The following is a 25,962-nucleotide window of genomic DNA, read 5'->3' as shown; positions in this document are numbered from 1 at the left end:
ACGACTCTAGCGGCGCAGCATCAGGGTCTCGCCAACCAGCATGGTCACGGAAATAACGTTCGCAATCAGTGCCCCGCCGGACAGGGAAACGATACTCGCCATGACCTGCGGAGTCATGCCGTCGTCAGATACATGAGCCGCGATCGCCCAGATCACCGCCGCCCCGATCAGCTGCAGGTCGGCACAGAGGCTCGTCGCCAGCAAAACGGCGCCCATCTGCGACCGGTCCCCGAGCTTCAGGCCGGTGGCGATCAAATTGACGACCACGACAAGGAACAGCTCTACGATTCCATGATGGTCCGGATTGTCGATCTCACCCAGGAAAAAGCCGAAGTTCAGCGTCAAAGCCAGAACGATGAAAAATCCGAAAATGACTTTTTCGAGATTCATGCTGTCCCCCTTCAGATGCGGGGCCTTTGCCCTGCTTGAATCGAGGATAGCACCGCAGCCGTGGTGGCCGTAGTCTTTTCAGTTTTCGAAGCATTTAGAACCGGTCTGTCGTTGGCACTGAGTCAGCGGAACGCCAGATCGCCAGTGGCGAACCCAACTCATCCTGATTTGCCCTTGGTTGCACCCAGTTTAAATATCGAAGTATTCGTGCTCTGCATCCGGTGTCGAAGCCGCAAGGTCACGGTACATGGGGCTGCTTCTGTCGATTTCCCGGCCCGATGGCATGGGCTGCAGGGTATGGTCGAAGGTTTGGCCACAGAGGATCTGATCTACCGGTCCTCGTCCCAGCGTCAGGGGCAGAAAAACGCGCCGCACGATGAGATTTGCCTTGCCCGCACGCCCAAAGCTGCTGAGTGACGCTACCGGACAGTGTAGATCGACGCAGCGCTCCAGAAGCCGGATGACGAACGCCATCGTGGTACCGCAGCTCAACTCGTCCAAAATGCAGCCGGTCGCGTCGAATCCGGCCTTTTCCGCCACTCTGGTTCCAACCAGCCGATAACGGAAACGGCGTTCGGGCCGCATGAGCTCGACCAGATAAACGTCCGGCAACAGCAACGGGATCGCCATGGGTTCGAAATCCCGGCGCAGGGGCACCGCCGCGCCGCGCGCAATCGAACGCCAATACTCAACCAGCAGCCTAAGGTTCTCTTCCGTCAACACCGGGTTAGTAGTCGAATTCATTGCTTCCGTTCTTACCGCAAATTGCCGGGAAAGACTGGCAGACGACGGGTAAAGATCGCGCTAAGGCTAGCAAGAGCCACCCACAGCAGCCAGCGCGCGCCCACTGCCGGTTCAATGCAAAGGAAACATACTCGCCTGATTCGCGAGATATTCAGCAAGCCGGCGCCTGGAGCGGATGATGTTCAGTCAGAGCAGCTTTCCACCGGGTCGATGGATCACCTTCTGTAACCAGTGTTGACGTGCCCGGCACGCGGGGCCAGATAACAGCTTCGACCAAACCGCCGCCAACATGGAACTCCCCTACATGATCCGCGAACCGTTACAGCGCCTGCTGAACGCCCCGGCGTTCGAGCGCACCATACTTATCTTGATCGCCGTCAATGCTGTAACGCTCGGTCTCGAAACCAGTCCGTCGGTTATGGCTGAATTCGGAACCCTGCTGACGATCATCGACCGGAGCGTGCTCGCCATATTCGTTGTCGAGATCGCCGGACGGCTGATCGTCGATTTTCGCGGCTTTTGGCGCGACCCTTGGCGGGTGTTCGATTTCGTTGTGGTGGCAATCGCGCTGGTGCCCGCCGCCGGCACCTTTTCGGTCCTGCGCGCCTTTCGGATCCTACGGGTTCTGCGTCTGGTATCCTCGGTCAAGGCCATGCGCCGTGTGGTCACAGGTTTGCTGACGGCACTCTCGGGCATCGGTTCGATCATGCTGCTGCTGGTACTGATTTTCTACGTCTTCGCGGTTATTTCGACCAAGCTGTTTGCAGCAGATTTTCCCCAATGGTTCGGCACGATCGGCGAATCCGCCTACACCCTCTTTCAGGTCATGACACTGGAAAGCTGGTCCATGGGCATCGTGCGCCCCGTAATGGAAAAACACCCCTACGCCTGGGCCCTCTTCGTTCCCTTCATCGTCGCCACCGCCTTTACGGTGCTCAACCTCTTCATCGGCGTCATCGTCGATGCCATGCAGTCCGAACACGAAGCCGAAGCCCGCGCCGAACGCGACGCCATGATGAGTGAAACCGAAATGATCCTGGCAGAGGTCAAGGCCCTGCGGGTCGAATTGGCGGAGATGAAAAAGGCAGCAGGTTCTTAAAGCGCAAAGAAAAGAAAATGGTGCCCCAAGACAGACTTGAACTGCCGACCCCCTCATTACGAATGAGGTGCTCTACCAGCTGAGCTATTGGGGCACACGCGCTGTGGAGGCGGGCATAGCAAAGTTTGCTGCCCCGCGCAAGCGGCTGCTTGATCCCTTGCGTGACAGTTTTCAGCGCGCTGCTGTCTCCCGCTCGGCCTCAGCGTTTTCTGGCGCTCCGGAGATAACTGGCGCCTTGCCCGCCTGCCCGCCACCGTCGGCCTGCGTTCCGCTATTGCTTTGTCCAGCATCAGCAGCGGCCGATGGCTGCGTGGGTGGAAGCAATACGGCGTCCGCCATGGTCTCAACCGGTTCGGGCACTTCGCTCGGCAGCATTGCGAGCGCCGGCGTTACGCGTGGCGGGTTTTGCCAGCGCAGGCTGTCGAAGCTGTTACAGGCACCGCAATGTGCGTCCCAATGCCGGGCGGCGGCACCACAGGAACCACAGACCCAGGCCATATCCGGATCGGCTTCGCTCGCACGCTGCAGCCACTGACGAGCAGCATCGCCGTCGTCATGCTCTTCCTGTTCAAGGCGTGCCATAAGGCGGCAAAGCCGTCGGCCCGGAATGTCGGCTGCGACCTTGGTCTCGGATTGATCCGGCGTCGCAGATGCAGTCTCAACGGCTTGATTCAGTTTGCTGCGGGCCTCACCCCAGAGTCGGGCGTCGAGGGCAACCTCGGCAACGATCAAGCGGCTTTCGATATGGTCGGCGCGCGAAGCCACAAACTTTTCCAGGCGCGAAACCCGCTCAACTTCGCTGTCCTGGGGCCAGAGCTCCAGATAAGCGCGTGCCAAATCGGGATGCGGCGCAACCGGCCACGCCTTTTCGAGCACTTTGAGCGCTTCGCGGCGTCGGTTCGCCTCCAAAGCGGCCTTACTGAGAACCAGAGTCGCGGGCACAAGGTCCGGCGCCAGGTTATGTGCTTCCCGCGACCAGGTCAGGGCGTTCTGAAGCTCGCCGGCATTTTGCGCAGCGATGGCGCGGGAGAGCTGCACAACGGCGCGCTTACGCGTTGCCTCGGCTTCCGGAATCACCTTGTATTTTGCTGCCTGGCGCAATGCCTGTTCCGCGCCCTCGAGATCGCCACTACGTTCACTGAGCTCAAAAAGGTTGGTTAACACCCAGTCGGACTTTGGCTTCAATGCATGGGCCTTGCGGGTGTATTCCAGCGCAGCCACATCGTCGCCGCTGCGCTGCGCCTGCATCAGCAGACCGCGCAACCCGAAAAACCGGGTCTCCTGGTTTTCCAGCATCGCCTCGAAATAGCGCCGCGCTGCCGTATCATCACCATTCAGCTGTGCCGCCTGGGCCGACAGCAGCATAGTCAGGGGCGGTTCCTCCAGCAAAGCATCCGCTTTGCGCGACAGCTTATTCGCCAGTTCGCTTTCGCCGGCGGCAACCGCAACCATTCCCTGGGTCAGGGCCTGATACCCCTTGCGCCGGCGGCGTTCACGGCGCGCAGCACCAAATCCGCCGGGCGCATTCAAAATAAAGCGCCAGATCAGGTACGCCACGATCCCGACAAAGGTAATCAGCAAAACAAGGGCAACCAGGAAACCCACGTTCTCGGCAGAAATTTCGTAACCCATCCACTGAAGAAAGACCTCTCCAGGGTGATTTACGAACCAGACGACGATGGCGACGGCAATCGCGATCTTGGCAAACAGAAGAAGTGCTTTGATCATGTCGTCAGCCACCCAGCCCGATGAGATTTGCCGCGCGCGCGGCCAGCAGACTGAGTGCTTTCTGGGTTTGCAGCCTTGCTTCCGCATTGCTGCGCCAACCGGCCGCATTCTCGGCCGCAGCCCCGGTCAGAGTATCGAGCTCCATGACAGCGCCTGCCAGATCACCGGCATCCAATTTAACCTCGGCACGCGCGAGCACGGCGCCGGCGTCCTCACCCTCGACTAGACCGACCGGGCGGACACTTACGACTTCCGATATCTTGCGCAGTGTCTTGGAAGCCCAGTCGTCACTTTCCCCGCCACGCGACGCTGCCACGGCCTTTCTGGCCATGGTCTTAAAGGAAGCCTGAAGTCCCTGAAGACCGGCAATGCCCGATGCAGCATGCTCGGCAAGAGGCGCTAAAGCCGTCTTCAACTCGGCGTCCTCCGCCGCCAAACCATCGACCAGCGATAACTCCGTCTCAAAGGATCCTGAGCCGCTCAACGCTTCGCGGAGCTGCAGCAAAGCCAGGAACATGGCCGCATCGCCGGCTTCCTGGGACGGGCCCTTCGGCAGAGCCTCGTTCAAGGCCGCCAGTTCCGTGGTCAGTCGGGATTCAAGTGCCGGCAGGGCTGCAACGCCCTTTTCGGTTTCCGCCAGACGCGAATCCAATTCCCCCAACCGGGCCTCAGGATCGGGTAAGGCGGCGATCGTGCGCTCCATTTCAGCCAAGCGGTCAGTCAGTGCAGAAACGGCCGCGGCAGCTTCCGGTGTTGCGGTCTGAGTTGTTCCTTCAGACGTTGAACCAGAAGAGCTTGAACCTGCTGCAATCTGCCCTGCAAGCTCATCGAGGCGCGCCTTAAGTGCTGCCAGTTCCGCTTGTCCGGCTGCAGGTCCATTACCATCAGAACCGGCATCAGCAGAGCCGCCAGCGTCAGCGTTAGGGGCAATCACCACGCCGCCTGCCAGCAACTGCTCCAGGGTTCCATCCAAGGCGTCGATCCGCTGGTTCGCCGCCGCGATGGCCTCGTCAAGAGGCGTCAAATCGACGTCGGGCACTGCGGGTGCCGCCTGCACCTGCGATTCGAGTGCAGCGAGTTTACCTTCGAGCTCGGCAATACGTGCAGCGGTTTCTTCGTCGCCGGCATCCGCCCCGGTGGCCGCGCCGCCCGCCATAACCGGAAGGCCTTCGACGAGTGGCAGCCAAAAACTGCGCGTGTACACCACACCGGCCAACACCAGGGCCAGTACGACAACCCCCATAACGAACCCTCCAAGCCATCCACTGGACTTGGGTTTCGGAGCAGGTCTTGAAGCGGCCTGATTCGGCTCGGGCTGATTCGGCTCGGGCTTTTTTATTTCCTGTTGTTTCGATGCGGAGGATTTTTCGCTGGCGCCTTCCGGCTTGGTTGCCGCTGCCGGTTTGTCCCCGCTTGCAGTCTTTGCCGCGCCGGCCGCCGGGATTGCGCTCTTGGCAGCCGGTTCTTTCGCTGTTTCCGCCTTATCCTTGGCAGCAGGTGCAGTCTCTTCTTTTTTCACATCCTGATCCTTGGATCCGTTGGTGACTTGCGCTGAAGTTGGCCCTGAGGTCACGGCTGAGTGATCGCGCGCCATATGATCGCTCGCAGATAAAACAGCCGGATCGAGTGCGATATTATGGCTTTTTGCGGCTGCTTGGATATCGCCGTGCCGTGCCGTCGGGATCGAATCCCGCTCTTTCCAGCCCTGAACCGTGCTGACCGCCACCTTGAGTTTGCCCGCCATCGGGCGCAAACCACCGAATGCCTCAATGATCGCGGCAACGGGTTGGACCCCACCGGGTTGGACCTCACCGGGTTGGACCCCGCCAGGTTGGGGCCCACGAGGTTGGGCAGCGGTCGCGTCTGTCCCTGTGATCTTGCCCGGCTCCGCTGAACTGCGGTCGGTCGGTTCTTTCTTATCTGCCATTCTTTTTCCCGAAGACGACTCCTGAAGCCCGATCGTTCTTGATTGAAGCCTTCAAGAAGGTGAACCGGTCTCTAGTAACATGAGGCGAAGTTTTTCATGTGTACACATCTTTATCTATCAAGAACCGCCAGCATCGCCGCTTGCGTTGGTTCTCTCGCCACCAAAACTGACTTCCAATGCAACGGTTCCAGCCTTTCCTTCACCGCCGCGGACAAACAGACGGCGAGAGATGTTCTTAAAGTTTCTTCCAGGCCCGCCGCAGAAATCAGCCTAACAAAGCTGCCCGCCGTTCGTGGAGAGAAAAACGTCACTGCGTCAATTTCGCCGTGGCGCAACTGCGCCTGGAGACCGGCTGACAAGCCGGCCGCTTCACGGGTTTCGTAGAGGACACTGCGGTGAAACCGGAAACCCGCAGCCTCCAGTCCACCTTTCAAATCGCCGGCCACCTTGCTGCCGGCCGCATGAAACAGCCCGCCGGCCGCCGGTTCCAATCGCCGCGTTACCAGTGCGGTAAGATCGGTTACGTCTCCGCCGGCACTTTCGATCGAGGTAAAGCCATATTCTGCGGCTGTTCGGGCCGAGGCGTCGCCAACGGCAAAAACCTGAAGTGAGAGATCTTCCGGCCTGTGTCCGGCCAAAGCGGAACAAAAAGCACGCACACCATTGGCACTGGTAAAGAGAAGCGCCTGCACGCCCGTAAGATCGACTTTGGCATCCGCGTGAAAAACCACCTCGAACAGCGGCTCAACCTGCGCATTGTGGCCAAGCGCCGACAATTCCTCGGCAAAGCGTTCGGCGTCAGGCCTTGGTCTTGTCACCAGCACACGCACGAGCGCTCTCCAGCAGATCGGTAGATTTTATGGATTTGAGGCCGATTCACGCTCTTTGCCGATCAATTCAGAGCGACCGTACTCTAGTGCGACGTCAGCGACCGAATTACGTCCGGCCCCATTTCGGTGCGCAGTTCCTCACCAAGATCTCGTCCAAGTTCCGCCGCATCTCCCGCCGAACCCTGTCGCGCACCGCGCCATACCTGACTCCCGTCCGGCATGGCCACCAAAGCCCTCAGGTTAAGCGAGCCGGGGGTCGTGTCGAGTTCTGCCAGGGCCGCAATCGGCGTCCGGCAGGATCCGTCCAGCACCTCCAGACAAGCGCGTTCTGCCGCTACCCGCACCGCGGAAACCGCGTCGTCAATGGCCGAAAGATAACCGCGCGTGACGCTGTCGTCCGAACGGACTTCCAAGCCCACGGCGCCTTGTGCAACGGCAGGCAGCATCTCTTCCGGCTCCAGAATTGAGGTGATTCGTTCCGCTTCGCCTAATCGGCGCAGTCCGGCAACCGCCAATAAGGTTGCGTCGACCTCACCCTCGGCCAGTTTGCGCAGCCGCGTCTGCACGTTGCCACGCAGGGTCACGACTTTCAGATCCGGACGAGCCAGCATCACCTGCGCCTGACGCCGCAGACTTGCTGATCCGACCACCGATCCTTGCGGAAGATCAGAAATCTTGGTGCTTTTTAAAGAAAAAAAGGCATCGCGTGGATCTTCGCGGGGTAGAATGGTCGAAATTTCCAGTCCATCCGGCAACCAAGTCGGAACATCTTTCATGGAATGCACCGCCGCATCGATCGAACCATCCAGCAAGGCTTCCTCGATCTCCTTGGTAAAGAGGCCTTTTCCCCCAATTTCCGACAACGCTCGATCCTGAATTTTGTCGCCCGTGGTCTTGATCACAACGATTTCAACGGCGGCCTCGTCGGCAAGATCGCTGTGTGCTTCGGCCAAGCGGCGTTTGACTTCATTGGCCTGGGCCAGAGCGAGGGGACTGCCACGGGTACCGAGGCGAAGTATGGCGGGTTGAGTCATGAATTCCTTGCGACGAGTTGGGTGCCTGACACTGCATGATTATGGCCAGAAACTAACCTCCCGAACCCCAGGGCGCCAGATTCTTCCGAAAGGCTTCCCGAATTCGTTATTGAAAGCTGGAAAAGCCGGCCAATTTGAGTCAGGAAGACTGCAAGATCGAGGCACGCGCAACGACGAAAGTCTAAACTCCGCAATCATGTTTGTACTTGGACTTGAAACCAGCTGCGACGAAACCGCAGCCGCCGTGGTCACCGAAGACCGGCGTATTTTGGCCAACAAGGTGCTCTCGCAACTCGATGAGCACCGGCCCTTCGGCGGTGTGGTGCCGGAAATCGCCGCACGCAGCCATCTCGACCACATCGGTGATCTGGTGGAACAGGCCATGTCTGAAGCCGGTCTGGAATTTGCCCAGCTTGACGGGGTCGCCGCGACTGGCGGACCCGGCTTGATCGGCGGCGTTTTCGTTGGTGTCATGACCGCCAAGGCCATCGCGGCCGCCCACAAAATCCCGTTCCTCGCGGTGAACCATCTGGAAGGCCACGCCTTGACTGCTCGCCTGAGCGAGGGCGACGCAGCAGCTTTTCCTTATCTGCTGCTATTGGTGTCCGGCGGTCATTGTCAGCTTCTCGCGGTCGAGGGCGTTGGGCGCTACATTAGACTGGGCGGCACTATTGACGACGCGGTCGGCGAGGCCTTCGATAAAACGGCTAAGATGCTGGGCTTACCCTACCCTGGCGGTCCGGCCTTGGAGCAGGCGGCACGTGCAGGCGACGCCAAATCCGTTGAGCTGCCCCGCCCCATGCGCGGCCGTCCCGGGTGCGACTTTTCTTTCTCTGGCTTGAAGACCGCCGTGCGCCATCGCATCGAAGCCATGCTCGAAGGACGCGATGACTTGGAAGAAAGTCAGGTCGCCGATCTGGCCGCCAGTTTCCAGCGGGCGGTGGGCGACGTGCTTGCCGATCGCTGCACCCACGCCATGGAGCGTTTTGCACAGACCTATGGCCGTCCTGGACCGCTGGTCGTGGCCGGAGGAGTCGCCGCCAATCAAGCCCTGCGCGATCGCCTGAGCGAATTGGCGCAAGCACAGGGCACCGAGCTGTTGGCCCCGCCCATTGCGCTCTGCACAGACAATGCCGCCATGATCGCCTGGGCCGGTATGGAGCGCTTGCAGCTTGGACTCACGGATCCCTTGACCTTTGCGCCTCGCCCGCGATGGCCGCTCGATCAGTTGAAGGGCGTCGCATAATGTCCCAACAAGCCTTCGCCAAACCGGCGGTCGCCGACATCAAAGCCGAACTGAATGGCCTGTTCCCGACGCCGATCCTGACCGGCCTGCTGCCAGGCGCCGAAGAGGTCAACCGCGAACTCAAACGGATCATTCTGGAAAAAGAACGTACCAGCGCTTCGACTCAGCACAGCAATCTGGGCGGTTGGCAGTCAACGTGGAATCTTCCTGAATGGGGCGGCGATGCCTTCGACTATATGCTGGATTCGGCCAAAAGGCTTGCGGACCGGGCCACCGCCCGGCGTGACGGCAAGGCCGTCAAAATCGACTGGAATGTGACCTGTTGGGCCAACGTCAACCGCTCGGGACAAGGCAACGAATTCCACACCCACCCGGGCGCCTTTTGGTCGGGTAGTTACTATGTCGAAGACGGCGGGATTGGCGCAGACCCCAGTCTCGGTGGTGAATTCGAGATCCAGGATCCGCGCGGTGCCGCGCCGATTATGTATGCGCCGGAACTGAGCATGGGAGGCCCGGCAGGTGCCTCCATGGGCGCTGCCGAGACACTCTCGCCACGGGCCGGTCTGCTGATACTCTTTCCCAGCTGGCTGCAACATGGTGTCCGGCCCTACAAGGGCGACCGGGAACGCATCTCGATCGCCTTCAACCTGCGACTCTGAGCGAAGGATCCGCCTCTGTGAACGAACGGACCGGCATTCAACGGATTGGCATTCTGGGTTCGGGTGCCTGGGGCACCGCCCTGGCTGCCGCCGTGACCGCTGCGGGTCGTCAGGCACTGCTCTGGGCACGTAACCCGGCGCTGGCGCAGGAAATCAATAATCAAAACGGCAACAGCGTCTATCTTCCGCACATCGCGCTGGATCCCTCCATCCGCGCAACCTCCGACGCCGGAGACCTGGCCGGGATCGACGCTCTGCTGCTCGTGGTGCCGGCGCAACATCTGCGCGGGATTGCAAGCGGCCTGAACGCAATTCTTCCCAAAGATCTGCCGCTGGTACTCTGCTGCAAGGGGATCGAGCGAGGCAGCGGAAAGCTGATGACCGAAGTGGCGGCCGAAGTTCTGCCGGGACGTCCGCAGGCGGTGCTTTCCGGCCCGACCTTCGCCGCAGAGGTCGCTGCCGGCCTGCCGACAGCCGTGACCCTGGCAAGCGACGACGCAGCTCTGGCCACGGCACTTGCCGAAGCCTTGGGTAACAGGACCTTCCGGCCTTACATCTCGCAGGATCTGATCGGTGCCGAAGTGGGCGGAGCAGTCAAAAACGTCATCGCCATTGCCTGTGGAATCGTTCAGGGGCGCGCGCTGGGCGAGAACGCGCGCGCTGCGCTGATCACCCGCGGCCTTGCGGAAATTGTTCGCCTAGGTCTGGCCAAAGGCGGACGCGCGGAAACCTTGATGGGCCTGTCTGGCTTCGGAGACCTCACGCTCACCTGTACTGCGGTTCAGTCGCGCAACTACGCCCTGGGACTAGCGCTTGGCGAAGGCGCCAACTTCGAAGATCTGATGTCTGTGCGCCTGACCGTTGCCGAAGGCGTCGAATCCGCTGCCGCCGTCACGATTCTGGCAAAAAGCCTAAACATCGAAATGCCGATCAGTCGGGCAGTCAACGCGATCCTGCATCAGGGGGCGGACATTGATGCCGTGATCGGTAGCCTCCTGGCCCGGCCTTTCACCACAGAGTGATTTCACCGCATCCCGTCAAACACATAAAACTCCCACAATCGTCATACGCACTAATCCGCGAACACCCCATCCTAGAAAACACAGGAATCCTACATGTATTACGTCATCAGCTGTGTCGACAAAGCAGACCATGCCCATGTCCGTGCCGAAAACCGCCCGGCCCACGTCGATTACCTGAAAACCAACATCGATCATATTGTCATGGCCGGTCCGACCACCAGCGAAGACGGTGAAGCCATGACAGGTTCGGTTCTGATCATGGAATACGATTCCCTGGCGGACGCGCAGGCCTTCGCCGACGGCGACCCCTACAAGGCGGCAAACCTCTTTGAGAGCGTCACCATACGGCCCTGGAAGAAAGTGCTGCCGGCATAAACGCCGTTAGGCGTCTCCCGCTAGCGGCATCGGCTCGCACCCTCAGCCATTCCCGCCCGCAAGTTTTTGCGACGCGGGATGGGCACGAAGACGCGCCATGGCCCAAACGCCCAGGAAGGGTCCGATCGCCAGCGGCATAAAAGCGTACCGCCAACCCAACGCCTCAACCGCGTAGGGCATGAGGTGGATGGTAATCAGGGTCAGCGTGAAACCCAGCGAAGTCTGCAGGGTCAGCATGGTCCCCACCCGTCCAGGATCGCTAAGCTCAGCGACCGACGCGGAAAACTGCGCCGAATCCGCGATCACCGACAACCCCCAGATCATGCAGATGAGGGTAAGGAGCCAGGGATCGGCCCCGAAGAACAGGCCGACGATCGCAGCGCAGCTTCCCGACACCCCCATGGCGAGCATGGTAAGGGTCGTGCGTCCGAGTCGGTCGGCAAAATAGCCACCGGCCAGACAACCCAGAGCGCCGACACCAACCGTTGCGAAGGTCGCAAACTTCGCCGCCGGCACGGCCACATCCGGCGCCATGCGTTCCGCAAAACTGGCGGCCAGAAAAACACCGACCCAGGCCCACATGGCATAAAGCTCCCACATATGGCCCAGATAACCCAGATTGGCGAAACGCAGGGGCTTGTCCTTCCAGGCCCAGAGAATATCGCCCGGGTGAAACTTGGGGGCCGGCCGGCTATTGGGCCCGACGCCCACAAAGTTGACGGCGACAGCAGACAGCAAAGCCGCCGCCGAAGAGGCTATGATGGTCACCCTCCAGTCGACGCCACCCAGCGCATTAAAGAGATGGGGCGACGCGGAGCCCAGGGTCAGGGCACCGACAAATAGCCCGACCACCAGTCCCATGTCACCCTTCGCCCAGGTCGATGCCAGGCGCATGCCGACCGGATAGAGCCCTGCCATGCAGACCCCGGTTACAAAACGCAGCAGCGGCACCGCAAATCCATCGATCTCGACGACAAGAATCCCGGCGTTGGCGATCGCCGCGACCAATCCGGTAACCATGAAGAAGCGGCGGGAATCGATGCGGTCGGCCAGCCCAAGCATGGCGGAGATCAAGCTGCCGGCCACGAAACCTACCTGTACGGCACTGGTAAAAAGCGACTGCGTAAAACTGCTCAACTCATAGTCGGCGCTGAGCGAAGGTACGATTGCCGAGGCGGAGAACCACAAGGACATGGCAGCCACTTCGCACAACGACAGCAGCGTGAGCGACGCCCACTTGGAAGACGACAATTCTGGAAGGGCTCCCGACCCGAAAAGGAAACGCGTGTTGATTCAAGGGACCACGTCAAAAGCGCGAAGGTCAAGCTGTGCGCACACCGCTCGCGGTCTTGTGTTGATCGGGAGAGCGACAAAAGTAGGCGTCAGATTCAGTTCCAAACACACGTCAAAGCAGGTAGCCTTAATCCCTAACATGCAAGCTCAGAGCGCGATTGTTCTTGATGGTTTCAGTCAAGAACGTGAATCGCCCTCGATTTTTTAGATAGAGTCGGATTCACGCTTTTCTTCGGTCAAAAGAAAAACGATCAGGCTCGAGACTGCGATGAGAGGACGAAAATGGCCTATTGGCTGATGAAATCCGAACCCGGCGCTTGGTCCTGGGACGATCAGGTTAAAGCCGGCAGTGCGGAGTGGGACGGCGTACGGAATTACCAAGCCGCCAACAACATGAAAGCGATGGAGATCGGCGATCTGGTCTTCTTTTATCATTCGGTCAACGAAAAGCAGGTGGTGGGCATCGCCGAGGTGGTCAAGGAATACTACCCTGATCCGACCGATGCTTCGGGCCGCTTCGGCATGGTCGATATCAAGGCAATCCGGCCGATGGTCAAGCCCGTGACCCTGGGCGACATCAAGGCTGAGCCGAAACTGTCCGAGCTCGCGCTGGTCCGGCAATCGCGCCTCTCCGTCCTGCCGGTCAATCCAGCCGAGTGGAAAGTGATCTGTGGGATGGGCGATACGGACCCTTAAGGAGTAAATGCGGTTGGATCCTGCCAAGTGCTTGTGACAGCGCAGGAATACGATAATAATTTCAACCAAACTGGCCGAACCTGTGTGGCTTTTGCGGGTCGTCCAGCAACGTTAAGAACAAACCGGTTTTGAGGCCGGTGCAATAGAGGGAGCGCAGGTTATGTCTGAAGGCGCGGTCTATCAGGTTTCGGAGAGCACCTCGTCTGGTGCCTGGATTGACGAATCGGGATATTTTTCTTTGTACGAGGCGTCGGTTTCGGACCCGGAGGCCTTCTGGGGCGACCAGGGCAAGCGGATCGAGTGGTTTACGCCCTACAGCCAGGTGAAGGATGTGTCCTACGGCCCGGGTGACGTCCACATCCGATGGTATGGCGATGGCACCACCAACGTGGCGCACAACTGCATCGATCGACATCTGGCTGATAAGCGCGACACCACTGCGATTATCTGGGAAGGCGACGACCCGGCAGACAGTAAGCACATCACCTACGGCGAGCTGCACGAGCAGGTTTGCCGCCTGAGCAATGCCCTCAAAGCCCGCGGTGTCAAGAAGGGCGACCGGGTGACCATCTACATGCCGATGATCCCCGAGGCCGCCTACGCCATGCTGGCCTGTGCACGCATCGGCGCGATTCACTCCGTGGTCTTCGGCGGCTTCTCCCCCGACGCCCTCGCTGGACGGATCCAGGATTGCACCAGCACCTGTGTCATCACATCCGACGAGGGGGTCCGCGGTGGCCGGCCAATTCCGCTGAAAGCCAACACCGACAAGGCGCTGGAAAGCTGCCCGGATGTGGAAACGGTCGTGGTGGTCAAGCGCACCGGCGGCGACATCGATTGGAAGGACGGCCGGGACGTCTGGTATCACGAGGCCTGTGCCGAAGTTTCCGCCGATTGCCCGGCGGAGGTCATGAACGCCGAGGATCCGCTCTTTATCCTCTATACGTCAGGGTCGACCGGTAAGCCCAAGGGTGTGCTCCACACCACCGGCGGCTATCTGGTTTACGCCTCCATGACGCACCACTATGTCTTCGACTACCATCCGGGCGAGGTTTACTGGTGCACTGCTGATGTAGGCTGGGTGACCGGGCACAGCTACATCGTCTACGGGCCCCTGGCAAACGGCGCGACCACTCTGATGTTCGAGGGTGTGCCGAACTATCCGGATGCCTCGCGCTTCTGGCAGGTCTGCGACAAGCATAAGGTCGATATCTTCTACACTGCGCCAACCGCGATCCGCGCCTTGATGCGCGAGGGCGAAGGACCGGTTAAGTCCACCGACCGTTCAAGTCTGCGTCTGCTGGGCTCGGTCGGCGAGCCAATCAACCCGGAAGCTTGGGAGTGGTACCACAAGGTGGTCGGCGACGAACGCTGTCCGATTGTGGATACCTGGTGGCAAACGGAAACAGGGGGCATTCTGATCACGCCCCTGCCCGGCGCGACACCGCTCAAACCCGGCTCCGCCACGCGGCCCTTCTTTGGCATCAAGCCGGTACTGGTGGACGCAGAGGGTGGTCTGCTGGAGGGTGCGGCGGAAGGCAACCTTTGCATCGCGGATTCCTGGCCCGGCCAAATGCGCACCGTCTACGGCGACCATGAGCGTTTCATCCAGACCTACTTCTCAAACTACCCGGGCAAGTACTTTACCGGCGACGGTTGCCGCCGCGATGGCGATGGCTACTACTGGATTACCGGACGGGTGGACGACGTGATCAACGTGTCGGGCCACCGCATGGGCACGGCGGAAGTGGAATCCGCTCTGGTCGCGCATGCAAAGGTCGCGGAATCCGCGGTCGTCGGCTATCCCCACGATATCAAGGGTCAGGGCATCTATGCCTATGTCACCCTGATCGCGGGAGAAGAGCCCAGCGAGGAGCTACGCAAGGAACTGGTCGGCTGGGTACGCAAAGAGATCGGCCCCATTGCTTCACCCGACCTGATCCAGTGGGCTCCCGGCCTGCCCAAGACCCGCTCAGGCAAGATCATGCGCCGCATCCTGCGCAAGATCGCTGAAGACGACTTCTCCAACCTCGGCGACACCTCAACCCTCGCAGATCCAGGCGTGGTCACCGACCTCATCGATAACCGGATGAATAAGGCGAGTTAGGAAGTCAAAACAATCAGCCAAAAACTAAAGGCCCGCGTCATACGAAGCGCGGGCCTTCTTCTTTGGAGTGGCGCGCGCTTAGCTTTGCGACGCAACCTTCGAACGGCGCTTCATCGCACCGAGGCCGACCAGGCCCAGCGACAGCAGCGCAAACGTCGCAGGTTCGGGCACAGCTACCGAAACAGGTAGCTCTTCGAAACGGAATTCATTTATGACCACCGTTGCATCACCATAAGTGGCGTTTGTGCCAGGAATGGCATAGCGAATAGAGTTCGGGCCGAACGGAATGTTTGTGATAAAGCTGAAATCATGCCTATCGCTCAGCGACGAAACGGATGATCCAAGGAACAAGCCAAACACGCTAAGCGAAAACGCATCACCATCGAAATAATTGACTCTGGCATTTACATCGTTCAGCGGAAAATCGAAGCCAGCAAACGACAAAGAGATGGCCGATAGTGAAATATCATCCACCTGCCCAAATCCGATCGCTGGAATGCCGCTGTCGTCGAACTGAAATGAGAACGATCCGGACACCGGATCCGTTGGAGGTGTCACGTTCGGGAAGTCTGCGACAAATCCGCTTGCTGTAAATGAAAGGTCGACTTGAACTAGACCGGCCTTGGCAGAATTTGGAGTTATCGCCGCAGCCAGCATTAGCATGCCAAGGAGTCTTGGGGCCACCATCCTGGTGGCATACAGGATTTGTTCGAAAGAGATCATGGTTTTCCTATTCGCCCTTTAAGGTTGATTTGTTTTCGGGTTTATTGACTTGTTAGCAAAAATCATGCCTGAATTGAAAAATTAACATTTTCATCTACTTAAAATAGCATGCACACATACAATCTACGCGTTTGTAAGATCTATCGACAACATCTATAGATTGTATTTTATTAAAACTGGTACTGTTTCAATAACTTAAGGCGTTGGAAACGAGTCGAACCTGCCGAAAAGTGCAAAGAAATCCGACAGTCAAGCCAAGACAAGCAGCATTGAAGCCGCGAATAAGTCCAAATCTTGTTATCATACCTGGCGCTTGGCAAAACCCAGCCCGATGTCGTCAATCCGACAAGACGCGCGCCAGTTTCTTGACCGCCAATCGAATTTCGTCTTCCGGTACTGCCGCGTAGCCCAGCATCAAGCCACAGCGATCCGGTTTACCATCGTAGTATCGCGAGAGTGGTGAGACGGCCAGGCCAGCTGCTGCCGCACGATCAGCGGCTTCCTGATCCGACATGCGCCGCGCCAAATCCTTGGAAAGATAGGCCACGATGTGCAGGCCGGCTTCATCCGGCTGGGCATCCAGCAAGCCTTCAAGGTCGGTACGAATAGCTTCCAGCAACACTGCCTGGCGCGCCGCATAGAGCACGCGCATACGACGCACATGCGCCGCGAAATGGCCTTCCGAAATGAACGCTGCCAGGGCGGGCTGGGTAATGGCAGTGGGATGATCATCCAATGTCCCGCGCGCACAGCCCATCGGCTCAATCAGATCTTCCGGCACCACGATATACCCCAACCGCAGGCTGGGAAACATGACCTTGGAAAAGCTGCCGAGATAGACCACACGCCCATTGTCGGCGTCATCCAGGCTTTGCAAAGCGGAAAGCGGCCGCCCCTCATAGCGGTACTCGCTGTCATAGTCGTCCTCGACGATCCAGGCGTCCGCTTCGCGTGCCCAGGCCAGCAACTCCAGACGCCGGGCCAGGCTCATTGTGATCCCGAGCGGGTATTGGTGCGAAGGGGCGACGATCGCCATGCGCGCCTGGGGAGAACGGGCACGCCCCGCCGCAACCGAGATCCCTTCCTCATCCACGGGAAGCGGCACAGCCTCGGCACCGGCCGCAAAAAGCGGACCGCGCAAACCCGTGTAGCCGGGGTTTTCGAACCAGACCGGATCGCCCGGATCGAGCAGTGTTCGCGCAACCAGGTCCAAACCCTGCTGCGCACCCGAAGTAATCAATATCTGCCGCCAATCGCAGGCCAGCCCCCGCGCCGTTCGCAAATAATCTGCGATGGCCCGCCGCAGCGGCTCGTAGCCGGCATGATCCCCATGACGCTTTAAGGCTTCCGAAGGCCGGCGCCAGACCCGGCCGAGCAGCCGTGCCCAAACATCGAAGGGAAAGAGATCCAGCTCCGGCACACCGGGCGCAAAGGCGCGGGTTGAGATGCGCCGTCCGCGGGGAAAAGCCGCCAGAACTTCACCGCGTTTGGACAAACCCCGGCGCCGTGCCACCTTCTGCTCAGGCACATCCTGCTGCCGCCCGCGCCGGTGCGCGCCTGACAGCGACAGCAGGTCTTCAGGCAGTACATGCGAGATGTAGGTGCCCGATCCAACCTGCCCCGCCAGATAACCTTCGGACAGCAACTGATCGAAAGCCGTCACGGCTGTGTTACGCGAACAGCCCAGCTCACTCGCCAGGGTCCGCGACGACGGCAGGCGGGCGCCAGGTGCCAGACGGCCTGTCAGGACCGCTTCGCGAATCTGGTCGTAAAGCTGCCGATGCAGCGGCATCTTGGACTTTCGGTCCAGATCCAGTGCCAGCAAAGGCGTTGAGAGGCGGCGGTCCGCCATGAATCATGATCTCCTGGAAATTGGTTCCTTTAATTACCAGAATTTCCTCCATCATGCCTAGCCATTTAGTATCCAGCACAATGGCCAGGACCGCCCCTGAAACGGCGCGAACACCGGCGCGACGACCCGACTTGTCTCCCGACAATTTTGACCGGGCCAAGGCCGGCCGGACCTGCTAGAAGCGGTACCGCCATGTCCGCGACCTCACCCACCACTGCCTCAGGTAACCTGATGCCAATCGTCATGCCGGCGATATTCGTGTTTCTATGGAGCACCGGTTTCATCGGCGCCAAGCTTGGCTTGCCCTATGCCGAACCCATGACCTTCCTGGCCCTGCGCTTTGGGATCGTAGTGGCCCTGATGTTGCCCGTCGCCCTGCTGCTGCGCGCACCCTGGCCCAAAAGCTGGAAGGAAGCGGCGCACATCGCGTTCGCCGGATTTCTGTTACATGGGGTCTATCTTGGGGGCGTCTTTGCCTCAATCCATCACGGAGTCGAGGCCGGGGTATCGGCCCTGATCGTCGGGGTGCAGCCGATCCTGGTAGCGATAGCCGCGGGTCCTTTCCTGGGCGATCGCGTCACGCGCCGACAATGGACCGGACTGCTGCTGGGTCTGCTAGGCGTTGTCGTGGTTGTCTGGAACAAGCTGACCCTGGGAATCGGCACCCCATTTGGCATGGCGCTCTCGGTCTTCGCCTTGGTCGGAATGTCTGCCGGGACGATTTATCAGAAACGCTATTGCGGCAATATGGATTTACGCTCCGGAAGCGTGATCCAATTCGCGGCCTCCACCCTCGCGGTGAGCGCACTGGCTCTGTTTCTGGAAACCGGCGAGATCATCTGGCACGGCGATTTCGTTTTCGCTCTCGGCTGGCTGATCTTCGTTTTGTCATTCGGCGCCATCACGCTGCTTTACATTCTGATCAAACGCGGCGAGGCGGCCCGGGTTTCCAGCCTGTTCTTTCTGGTTCCCCCCAGCACAGCCGTCATTGCCTGGTTTCTGTTCGACGAGACCCTGGAGATCGCTGCACTGGCCGGCATGGCGCTGGCCATGATTGGAGTGGCGCTGGTCAACCTCCGCCCCAAGAGCACCTGATCACAAGAGTCCGGTCGTTTTCACGAAATCAGTGAAAACGTGAATCAGCTTCTCATACGCATGTTTTAGGTCTGGTCGCTAGTGCGCAGGAACCCGGCTGCAAAGCCGGTCTTCCAATGCGCAGGCTTCCTCGATAATCACGGCATAAAGTCGGCGCACCAGATCCGGATCGAACCCTAGTCCGGCCGCCGTTTCGGCATTCCGCTCGATCACTTCCGTTACCCGGTCCTGCAGAACACTCGGAATGCCGTGTTCGGCCTTGATCGCCGCAACCTGAGATACGATTCCATAGCGTTCAGCGAGCAGTCGTACGATCTCATCGTCGAGCCGGTCTATCTGCTGCCTGTGGGCCTGCAACACCTGCATGATTTGTCATCCAACATGAATTATCGGTCGCCGGAGGCCAGATTAGGATCAATCCGTCGATAAAGAGATGCGACTAAAAGTCCGAGCAGATACCGTTGCGTTCCCAATCCCCGTAGCGGGTGGGCTCCGGGCCCTCAGGTCCGCCAATCTCCTTTGGCAGATTGAGCTGTCCGGAGCGGGCGCGCATGGCTGCTGCTTTCTCCATCTTTTCGGGCGTAACCTTTTGACCCTGTGGCTTCGGTGTCGAAGTCGGCGCAGCAGCCGACGCCGTCTTGGCGGGCGCCGGTTTGTGGGAGGTAAACAGCTTGGTCATGCCCTTTATATGGCATTGAAAGGAAGCAACGCCAAGCCTTGAAGGGCGCAGGAACGGTCCTTACCTGAGAAGCGTCGGGAGTACACGAACAGATGAAAGGGCCCGGCCTCAAAATGAACTATGCCAAGACCGCTGTGCTACTGGCCGCCATGACGGCTCTATTTCTCGGCATCGGCTTTATGCTCGGTGGCGAAGCCGGAATGGCGATTGCCTTGGCGATTGCTGTCGCCATGAACGCCTTCGCGTACTGGAATTCGGACAAGATGGTCTTGCGGATGTATGGCGCGCGCGAAATCGGCCCCAAGGACTCGCCCAACTTTTACGCCATGATCAAAAGCCTGGCACAGAACGCGAAGATGCCGATGCCGAAGGTCTATCTGATCGACAACGATCAGCCGAATGCCTTCGCCACAGGCCGCAATCCCGAGAATGCCGCCGTTGCCGCCACTTCCGGCCTGCTGCGGCGTCTGAACGGACAGGAAGTTGCGGGCGTCATGGCCCACGAACTGGCGCATGTCCAAAACCGCGATACGCTGACGATGACCATCACAGCGACACTTGCCGGCGCGATTTCCATGCTGGCCAACTTCGCACTCTTTTTCGGCGGAAATCGGAACAACCCGCTCGGCATTGTCGGCAGCTTGGCGATGATGTTTCTGGCGCCGATGGCTGCCGGCCTGGTTCAGATGGCGATTTCCCGCTCGCGGGAATATGAAGCCGACCGTCTTGGCGCAGAACTCTGTGGCAATCCGCTTTGGCTTGCTTCCGCGCTGGAGAAGATCGACCGCTCGGCTCAGAACATCGACAACGTCCAGGCTGAACGGAACCCGGCAACGGCGCATATGTTCATCATCAATCCGCTGCATGCACATAAGATCGACAACCTCTTTTCGACCCACCCCAGCACGGCAAACCGTGTTGCGCGATTGCGGGCGATGGCCGCGGCCTGAAGTGGCACCGATCCCTTCGCCGGCATGGCTCTTGGGCGCTTGAAGGCAAGAAACAGGCCTAATCCGTGCCTGGCCTGCAGATTCCGCTTTCATTGCGCCGACGAAATGTTAAACCCCGGCAATGCGAAGCAAACGAACAAATTTTAAAAGCACGCGTAACGGCAGGTCCGACACCGAGCCCGGCAAGGAAAGACCGCACTCTGATGGTCCAAAGGCCGGCCGTGGACCCAATCCACGCCGAATCGCTGCCACCATCCTGAACGCGGTTCTGCGCCAGGAAACGCCGCTGGACGATGCACTGAATGCCCACAAGGATCTGCCGCGCCTGGAAGGCAGAGACCGGGCTTTCGTCCGCCTGCTGACGACCACCGTCCTGCGCCGTCTGGGCCAAATCGATGCTCTTATCGCCCATTGCTTGGAGCGGCCTCTGAAAGCAAAGTTCGCTGAGGCCGAAGATCTGCTGCGGCTGGGAACGGCACAACTGCTCTTTCTCGACACGCCGCCGCATGCTGCCCTGAGCACGACACTGGCCCTGGCGACCACGCCGCGGACAGCCGGACAGAAAGGCCTGATCAATGCGATCCTGAGGCGGCTTGACCGGGAAGGCCGCGAGCTGGTTGTCGCACAGGATGCCGCACGCTTGAACACACCCGACTGGCTCTGGCTCTCCTGGAGCAATGCCTACGGCGAAGCCAAAGCGCGCGAGATTGCATCTGCCGCCTTGACCGAGCCACCCCTCGATCTGACCATTAAGACTGCAAGTGGTGATTGGGTGACGCGCATGGCCAACGCCGGCGTGGAATCACAGCTCCTGCCGGGTGGTTCTGTGCGTTTGGGACATGCTGGAGATGTCCGGCGTTTGCCCGGTTACGACCGGGGCCACTGGTGGGTCCAGGATACCGCGGCCACCCTGCCCGCCCGCTTACTGGGCAAGGTCGAGAGCCTGAAAGTCGTCGACCTCTGTGCGGCCCCCGGGGGGAAAACCGCACAGCTCGCAGCGGCCGGCGCCAAAGTTACCGCGGTCGATCGTTCCGCAAGCCGTCTGCGCCGGCTGTCCGAAAACCTGGACCGCCTGAATCTATCGGCCGAGGTCGTTGCGGCGAACGCCATCAATTGGCGCCCCAAACTGCCCGCCGATGCGGTCTTGCTGGATGCGCCTTGCAGCGCCACGGGCACCCTGCGGCGGCATCCGGATATCGCCTGGTTGCGCCAGGAAGAAGACATCGCCTCGGTGACGCAACTTCAGGACAGCCTTTTGAATGCCTCCGTCGAGATGGTCAAACCCGGAGGGCTCATCGTCTACGCAACCTGCTCGCTCCAACCCGAGGAAGGACCGCAGCGCATTGCAGCCTTGCTGGAAAGCCGCAAGGATTTGGAGCGCGTTCCTCTGGCCGCCGACGAACTGGATGACGCGCTCGCAAACGCCATCACGCCCGACGGCGACCTGCGCACTCTGCCCTGTCTTCTTTCCGATCTCGGCGGCATGGACGGGTTCTACGCCTGCCGGCTTCGGCGTCTCTGAATCGGAACCCGAATGAGCCTTTTTACGGAAGCGCCCCAGGCGGAGGACTCGCCTTCGAACCGCCACATTTGAAAGAGAGATTCACCACGAGTCGTCGCGATGTCGCAGGTCGCGCACCGTTCACGTGTAAAGCGCCGAAAAGAGCCATCTTTTACACACCGCTGTGCTTGCGGGCACGGAGTCATGCTGATACCAAGAGTCCATGCAACAAGGCACCCGAATAGCTCCATCGATCCTGTCCGCAGATTTTGCCAGATTGGGTGAGGAAGTACGCGCCGTCGACGAAGCCGGCGCCGATTATATCCATATCGATGTCATGGACGGCCACTTCGTGCCGAACCTCACGATCGGCCCCGACGTGGTCAAGGCTCTGCGGCCGCACAGTCGTAAAACTTTCGATGTTCATCTGATGATTTCGCCGGTCGACGCCTTTGTACCCGCGTTCGCGGACGCCGGCGCCGATATCATCACGGTACATCCCGAGGCAGGACCGCATACGCATCGGACAATTCAGCTGATTAAATCACTTGGCAAAAAAGCGGGTGTCTCATTGAATCCGGCGACACCCGTGGATGTGGTGGATCATTTGCTCGATCAGCTCGATCTGATTCTTGTGATGAGCGTCAATCCGGGCTTCGGCGGTCAGGCCTTCATACCTGGCGCGCTGAAAAAGATCGAAGCACTGCGCCGTAAGATCGACGCAAGCGGCCGGGATATAGATCTGGAAGTTGACGGCGGGATCAACTTCGACACGGCGCCGGCCGCTATCTCGGCAGGCGCCGATGTTTTGGTGGCAGGCACCGCAACCTTCGCCGGTGGATCCGGCAATTATGCGGCCAACATCGGCCGAATACGCGGCACTGGAGGATGATGACCAAAGGACAGGTTGGCCGTCTCGCAGTAGCGTCTCCTGACGGCGAGAGTGACCGTTCGACCTTCGACTCGCTTCGGCAAAACCTTGTCGAGGGCGTAGGTGAATTCGGCCATTTTGTCCGCCGCCCTGCTGATCAGGTCGCTGCTGCGCTCTGGTATCAATTCAAGCGTCCGTTCTTCAGCCTGGCACCTTTCGGTTTTTCCTGGTTCGGCCCCAACCCGACGGCGGTTCGGCTCAGCCCGACCGACCCCTGGCCGGGTAACGCCGACGAAGGCGCCGAGATCCTTGCCGGCAGCTTTCACTTCGCAGGTAGCACCCTGCGCAACCCGGCACCTCTTTGGCGGCCGCCGGGTGCACCGCAAGGCTGGGTTTCGGATCTCCACAGCTTTTTCTGGCTTCGCGACCTGCGCGCGGTCGGCGGCGATGCGGCCCGTCGGCGGGCACGCGATCTGGTGGGATCCTGGCTGGCGGCCAACGACCGCTGGAGCACACCTGCCTGGGAGCCAGTCGTCCTTGGACAGCGCCTGACCAACTGGCTCGGCCAATACGAATTCTTCGCCGCAAGTGCTGATGTCGCATTTCGTCACCGCCTGCTGGAAGGTCTGGTGCAGCAGGCGCGCCACCTTTCGCGGGTTCTGCCCGGTGGATTAGCCGGCTGCGATCTGATCATGGCACTCCAGGGACTGATCTGTGTCGGTGCCTGCATTCCCGGCTGTGAAGCATGGCTTGATCGCGGTCTGGCCCTTCTCGAACGTGAGCTGGGCAAACAGATTCTGGCAGATGGCGGGCACATCGAACGCAGCCCCTCGCGGCATTTGAAAGTCTTGCGGGCTCTGATCGACATTCGGGCGCTCTTGCACGCCTCCGGAAAGCCCGTACCGGCCAGCCTGGCGACGGCAATCGAAAATATGGCGCCGATCCTGCGGCTCCTGCGCCATGGCGACGGCGGTCTGGCTCTGTTCAACGGCAGCAACGAGGATACCGGCTGGCAGATTGACATGATGCTGCAGCGCGCGGACGGCGCAGCGCGAAGCCTTTTAAACGCTCCGGATAGCGGTTTTCAACGCCTCCAGGCCGGCCGCAGTGTTGTCATCGTCGATACCGGAAGTCCGCCGCGTCCGGGCTACGACCGGCATGCCCACGCCGGCACCCTGGCGTTTGAACTGAGCGCCGGGCGCGAGCGCCTGATCGTCAACTGTGGCGCCCAGACCAACCATCCCAACTGGCAGTGGGTCCAGCGTTCCACCGCGGCGCATTCAACCGCCGTGCTGGGCGATACCAATTCCTCTGAGCTCGGCCCGCAGTCGGGCCTCTTCAGAACACCGCGGAACGTTGCCTGCCGGCGCGAAGAGGTGGATGGAAACACCTGGCTCGACATGAGCCATGACGGCTACGCGGCTGCATTCGGGATTGTTCATCACCGGCGGCTTTTCCTGTCCGCCTCCGGCGATGACCTGCGCGGCGAGGACCGATTTGAAGGCACGGTTTCTTCTCCGGTTATCTTGCGCTTTCACCTGCACCCAGACGTGAACGCAAGCCTGGCCGCCAGCGGCGATAACGTTCTTTTGCGGCCTTCCAAGGGCGCCGGCTGGCAATTCCGGGCACGCGGCGGCGATATCGCGCTTGAACAAAGCGTATATCTCGGCCGCTGCGGCGAGGTGCGCCGGTGCGAGCAGATCGTCGTCAGTTGTCCCGCTGCGGCAATCGGTGCCTCAGATGACGCTGCAGCCGAACAGGAAACAGAAGCTGACGAGCCAATGCTCGTTGTGAAGTGGGCGATCAAACGCGTCGCGGTCAACAAAGCCGGTTAAAATGTAATCGGATTCGCATGCAAGCGGTTCTGGCTCAAAGGCGGGTAGAAGGTCTATAACGCCACGATGACGCTCTTCGACCTGATCCTTGCCACAGCCTTCGCCGCCATTGCAACCTGGGCGGCAACTTGGCTGGTGCTGAAAGGACTGGTCAAGCACGGTATTTTCGACCGCCCTAACGAGCGCAGCAGCCACGACCAACCGAAACCCCGCGGCGGCGGTCTTGCGGTCCTGGCAGTGCTTCTACTGTCCTGGATTCTGATTTTCACACTTGAGGGCACGGCACCTCCCGGGTTTTTCATCGTTATCGTGGCGACCCTGGTCCTGGCCGGCGTTTCCTGGCTCGACGATGTCAAAAGCCAACCGGTGTTTCTCAGGCTCGTCGTACAGTTTGCCGCGGTGTGTCTCGGAATCGCAGCCACGGCCTTCGATACGGAGACATTTTTAGTATTCCAGGGCCTGCTGCCCGCTTGGGCGGACCACCTGCTCAAGGGCCTGGCATGGGTCTGGTTCATCAATCTCTTTAATTTCATGGATGGCGCAGACGGCATCACCGGTGTTGAAACGCTTTCCATCGGGCTCGGACTGGCGATGCTGGCCGTACTCATACAGGACCACCTGACAAACGCAGCCTATCCCCTGATTCTGGCTGGCTGCGCTGCCGGCTTTCTGATCTGGAACTGGGCGCCGTCGAAGATTTTTCTGGGCGACGTCGGCAGCGTAACACTCGGTTATCTGATCGGCTGGCTGCTTCTGGTGGCGGCCGCCGAGGGCCAATGGGCCGCCGCCCTGCTGCTTCCACTCTACTATCTCGTCGACGCGACCATCACTTTGGGACGCCGCGCTGTCCGAGGTGAAAAGCTCTGGCGGGGCCACAGGGAACATTTTTACCAAAAAGCCCTGTTGCGTGGCGCGGGGCATGGCTGGGTTTCCGGCAACCTCCTGCTTCATAATACCGCCTTGGTGTTGCTGGCTCTGGCTTCCGTAGCATCGGCCTCCCTGGCCGTGTGGCTTTCCGTTATCGGGGGCGTTGTGGTCGTCGCGGTGTTGCTGTATCGCTTCGCCCATTATTCGCTGACGGCACAGCGCGGGTCACCGGCAACCGAGTAAATGCCCTCAGCATTCGAAGAACGAGAGGGTAATCCCCGTTCCACAATGATTCTGACTAAACGATCAGATTTGAGACGTGCAGCCTAACCTTGCGTTACGGCGTCCTCTTCGTGTTAATCTGGCAGTGATTTCCGGCTTCCCGCGCCGTTCCAGACTGTGAAGGCGAAGCTTTTGGCTACAAGTAGATGACATCCGT

Annotated in this window: 24 protein-coding genes and 1 tRNA gene; 13 read left to right on the top strand and 12 right to left on the bottom strand. The window is 59.9% G+C overall.

Features of this window, described 5'->3' with window-relative positions:
- Window positions 1–6: 6 nt before the first annotated feature.
- Complete coding sequence (locus tag QMZ18_RS03690) at window positions 7–390, bottom strand: DUF6394 family protein (RefSeq protein WP_282604873.1); 384 nt, start codon at window positions 388–390, stop codon at window positions 7–9.
- Window positions 391–579: 189 nt separating this feature from the next.
- Window positions 580–1,134, bottom strand: a complete 555-nt coding sequence (locus QMZ18_RS03685; protein ID WP_282604872.1) for a PAS domain-containing protein — start codon at window positions 1,132–1,134, stop codon at window positions 580–582.
- 304 nt (window positions 1,135–1,438) lie between these two features.
- Between QMZ18_RS03685 and QMZ18_RS03680 the strand changes: the two genes are divergently transcribed.
- A complete protein-coding gene (locus QMZ18_RS03680) occupies window positions 1,439–2,233 on the top strand; it encodes an ion transporter (protein ID WP_282604871.1) in 795 nt (264 codons plus the stop codon).
- Between the two features lie 18 nt (window positions 2,234–2,251).
- Here the strand turns inward: QMZ18_RS03680 and QMZ18_RS03675 are convergent.
- From QMZ18_RS03675 to hemC, 5 genes are all read right to left on the bottom strand, one after another.
- Window positions 2,252–2,327: transfer RNA gene (locus QMZ18_RS03675), tRNA-Thr, on the bottom strand.
- A gap of 77 nt (window positions 2,328–2,404) precedes the next feature.
- On the bottom strand, window positions 2,405–3,961 hold the full coding sequence (locus QMZ18_RS03670; RefSeq protein ID WP_282604870.1) for a heme biosynthesis protein HemY: 1,557 nt from the start codon (window positions 3,959–3,961) through the stop codon (window positions 2,405–2,407).
- Between the two features lie 4 nt (window positions 3,962–3,965).
- The gene (locus tag QMZ18_RS03665) at window positions 3,966–5,888 is read right to left on the bottom strand and encodes a COG4223 family protein (RefSeq protein WP_282604869.1); all 1,923 of its coding nucleotides are present in this window, start codon (window positions 5,886–5,888) and stop codon (window positions 3,966–3,968) included.
- Between the two features lie 110 nt (window positions 5,889–5,998).
- Entirely contained in the window at window positions 5,999–6,718 is a 720-nt protein-coding gene (locus QMZ18_RS03660; RefSeq protein WP_282604868.1) for a uroporphyrinogen-III synthase, read from the bottom strand.
- An 83-nt stretch (window positions 6,719–6,801) separates the two neighbouring features.
- Window positions 6,802–7,752 carry a hydroxymethylbilane synthase gene (gene hemC / locus QMZ18_RS03655; protein ID WP_282604867.1) on the bottom strand — a complete coding sequence of 317 codons (951 nt, stop codon included), beginning with the start codon at window positions 7,750–7,752 and terminating at the stop codon, window positions 6,802–6,804.
- Between the two features lie 196 nt (window positions 7,753–7,948).
- On the opposite strand from hemC, the gene tsaD reads away from it, so the two are divergent.
- The 4 genes from tsaD (at window position 7,949) to QMZ18_RS03635 (ending at window position 11,054) form a co-directional block, all read left to right on the top strand.
- Complete coding sequence (tsaD, locus tag QMZ18_RS03650; RefSeq protein ID WP_282604866.1) at window positions 7,949–8,998, top strand: tRNA (adenosine(37)-N6)-threonylcarbamoyltransferase complex transferase subunit TsaD; 1,050 nt, start codon at window positions 7,949–7,951, stop codon at window positions 8,996–8,998.
- The gene (locus tag QMZ18_RS03645) at window positions 8,998–9,657 is read left to right on the top strand and encodes a 2OG-Fe(II) oxygenase family protein (RefSeq protein ID WP_282604865.1); all 660 of its coding nucleotides are present in this window, start codon (window positions 8,998–9,000) and stop codon (window positions 9,655–9,657) included. The genes tsaD and QMZ18_RS03645 overlap by 1 nt, the downstream gene beginning before the upstream one ends.
- 17 nt (window positions 9,658–9,674) lie before the next feature.
- Window positions 9,675–10,679 carry an NAD(P)H-dependent glycerol-3-phosphate dehydrogenase gene (locus QMZ18_RS03640; protein WP_282604864.1) on the top strand — a complete coding sequence of 335 codons (1,005 nt, stop codon included), beginning with the start codon at window positions 9,675–9,677 and terminating at the stop codon, window positions 10,677–10,679.
- A 93-nt stretch (window positions 10,680–10,772) separates the two neighbouring features.
- On the top strand, window positions 10,773–11,054 hold the full coding sequence (locus QMZ18_RS03635; RefSeq protein WP_282604863.1) for a YciI family protein: 282 nt from the start codon (window positions 10,773–10,775) through the stop codon (window positions 11,052–11,054).
- Window positions 11,055–11,096: 42 nt separating this feature from the next.
- Here QMZ18_RS03635 and QMZ18_RS03630 read toward each other — a convergent pair whose 3' ends face one another.
- On the bottom strand, window positions 11,097–12,305 hold the full coding sequence (locus tag QMZ18_RS03630; RefSeq protein WP_282604862.1) for an MFS transporter: 1,209 nt from the start codon (window positions 12,303–12,305) through the stop codon (window positions 11,097–11,099).
- Between the two features lie 324 nt (window positions 12,306–12,629).
- Between QMZ18_RS03630 and QMZ18_RS03625 the strand changes: the two genes are divergently transcribed.
- Entirely contained in the window at window positions 12,630–13,043 is a 414-nt protein-coding gene (locus tag QMZ18_RS03625) for an EVE domain-containing protein (protein ID WP_282604861.1), read from the top strand.
- A gap of 160 nt (window positions 13,044–13,203) precedes the next feature.
- Window positions 13,204–15,150 (top strand): acetate--CoA ligase, encoded by a 1,947-nt coding sequence (gene acs, locus QMZ18_RS03620; RefSeq protein ID WP_282604860.1) that lies wholly within the window; start codon window positions 13,204–13,206, stop codon window positions 15,148–15,150.
- Between the two features lie 78 nt (window positions 15,151–15,228).
- Here acs and QMZ18_RS03615 read toward each other — a convergent pair whose 3' ends face one another.
- Together QMZ18_RS03615 and QMZ18_RS03610 are read right to left on the bottom strand one after the other, a co-directional pair.
- The gene (locus tag QMZ18_RS03615; RefSeq protein ID WP_282604859.1) at window positions 15,229–15,873 is read right to left on the bottom strand and encodes a PEP-CTERM sorting domain-containing protein; all 645 of its coding nucleotides are present in this window, start codon (window positions 15,871–15,873) and stop codon (window positions 15,229–15,231) included.
- 337 nt (window positions 15,874–16,210) lie between these two features.
- Entirely contained in the window at window positions 16,211–17,725 is a 1,515-nt protein-coding gene (locus QMZ18_RS03610; protein ID WP_282604858.1) for a PLP-dependent aminotransferase family protein, read from the bottom strand.
- A gap of 192 nt (window positions 17,726–17,917) precedes the next feature.
- Between QMZ18_RS03610 and QMZ18_RS03605 the strand changes: the two genes are divergently transcribed.
- On the top strand, window positions 17,918–18,820 hold the full coding sequence (locus tag QMZ18_RS03605; RefSeq protein ID WP_282604857.1) for a DMT family transporter: 903 nt from the start codon (window positions 17,918–17,920) through the stop codon (window positions 18,818–18,820).
- 78 nt (window positions 18,821–18,898) lie between these two features.
- On the opposite strand, the gene QMZ18_RS03600 is transcribed toward QMZ18_RS03605, so the two are convergent.
- Together QMZ18_RS03600 and QMZ18_RS03595 are read right to left on the bottom strand one after the other, a co-directional pair.
- Window positions 18,899–19,186 carry a chorismate mutase gene (locus QMZ18_RS03600; RefSeq protein WP_282604856.1) on the bottom strand — a complete coding sequence of 96 codons (288 nt, stop codon included), beginning with the start codon at window positions 19,184–19,186 and terminating at the stop codon, window positions 18,899–18,901.
- Between the two features lie 73 nt (window positions 19,187–19,259).
- The gene (locus QMZ18_RS03595) at window positions 19,260–19,499 is read right to left on the bottom strand and encodes a DUF1674 domain-containing protein (protein ID WP_282604855.1); all 240 of its coding nucleotides are present in this window, start codon (window positions 19,497–19,499) and stop codon (window positions 19,260–19,262) included.
- Window positions 19,500–19,612: 113 nt separating this feature from the next.
- On the opposite strand from QMZ18_RS03595, the gene htpX reads away from it, so the two are divergent.
- The 5 genes from htpX to QMZ18_RS03570 all read left to right on the top strand — a co-directional run bounded on the left by htpX (window position 19,613) and on the right by QMZ18_RS03570 (window position 25,766).
- Complete coding sequence (gene htpX, locus QMZ18_RS03590; protein WP_282605592.1) at window positions 19,613–20,449, top strand: zinc metalloprotease HtpX; 837 nt, start codon at window positions 19,613–19,615, stop codon at window positions 20,447–20,449.
- 121 nt (window positions 20,450–20,570) lie between these two features.
- The gene (gene rsmB / locus QMZ18_RS03585) at window positions 20,571–21,971 is read left to right on the top strand and encodes a 16S rRNA (cytosine(967)-C(5))-methyltransferase RsmB (RefSeq protein ID WP_282604854.1); all 1,401 of its coding nucleotides are present in this window, start codon (window positions 20,571–20,573) and stop codon (window positions 21,969–21,971) included.
- Window positions 21,972–22,173: 202 nt separating this feature from the next.
- A complete protein-coding gene (rpe, locus tag QMZ18_RS03580; RefSeq protein WP_282604853.1) occupies window positions 22,174–22,842 on the top strand; it encodes a ribulose-phosphate 3-epimerase in 669 nt (222 codons plus the stop codon).
- Window positions 22,842–24,656, top strand: a complete 1,815-nt coding sequence (locus tag QMZ18_RS03575; protein WP_282604852.1) for a heparinase II/III family protein — start codon at window positions 22,842–22,844, stop codon at window positions 24,654–24,656. Before rpe ends, QMZ18_RS03575 begins: the two co-directional genes overlap by 1 nt.
- Window positions 24,657–24,722: 66 nt before the next feature.
- Complete coding sequence (locus QMZ18_RS03570; protein WP_282604851.1) at window positions 24,723–25,766, top strand: glycosyltransferase family 4 protein; 1,044 nt, start codon at window positions 24,723–24,725, stop codon at window positions 25,764–25,766.
- Window positions 25,767–25,962: the final 196 nt, after the last annotated feature.

Origin of the sequence: Pelagibius sp. Alg239-R121 (genome assembly GCF_947331435.1) — a bacterium.
In the GTDB taxonomy this organism is placed as follows: Bacteria; Pseudomonadota; Alphaproteobacteria; order Kiloniellales; family Kiloniellaceae; genus Denitrobaculum.
Note: the sequence above shows the minus strand (reverse complement) of the source record. Positions and strands in the feature narration are given on the sequence as shown.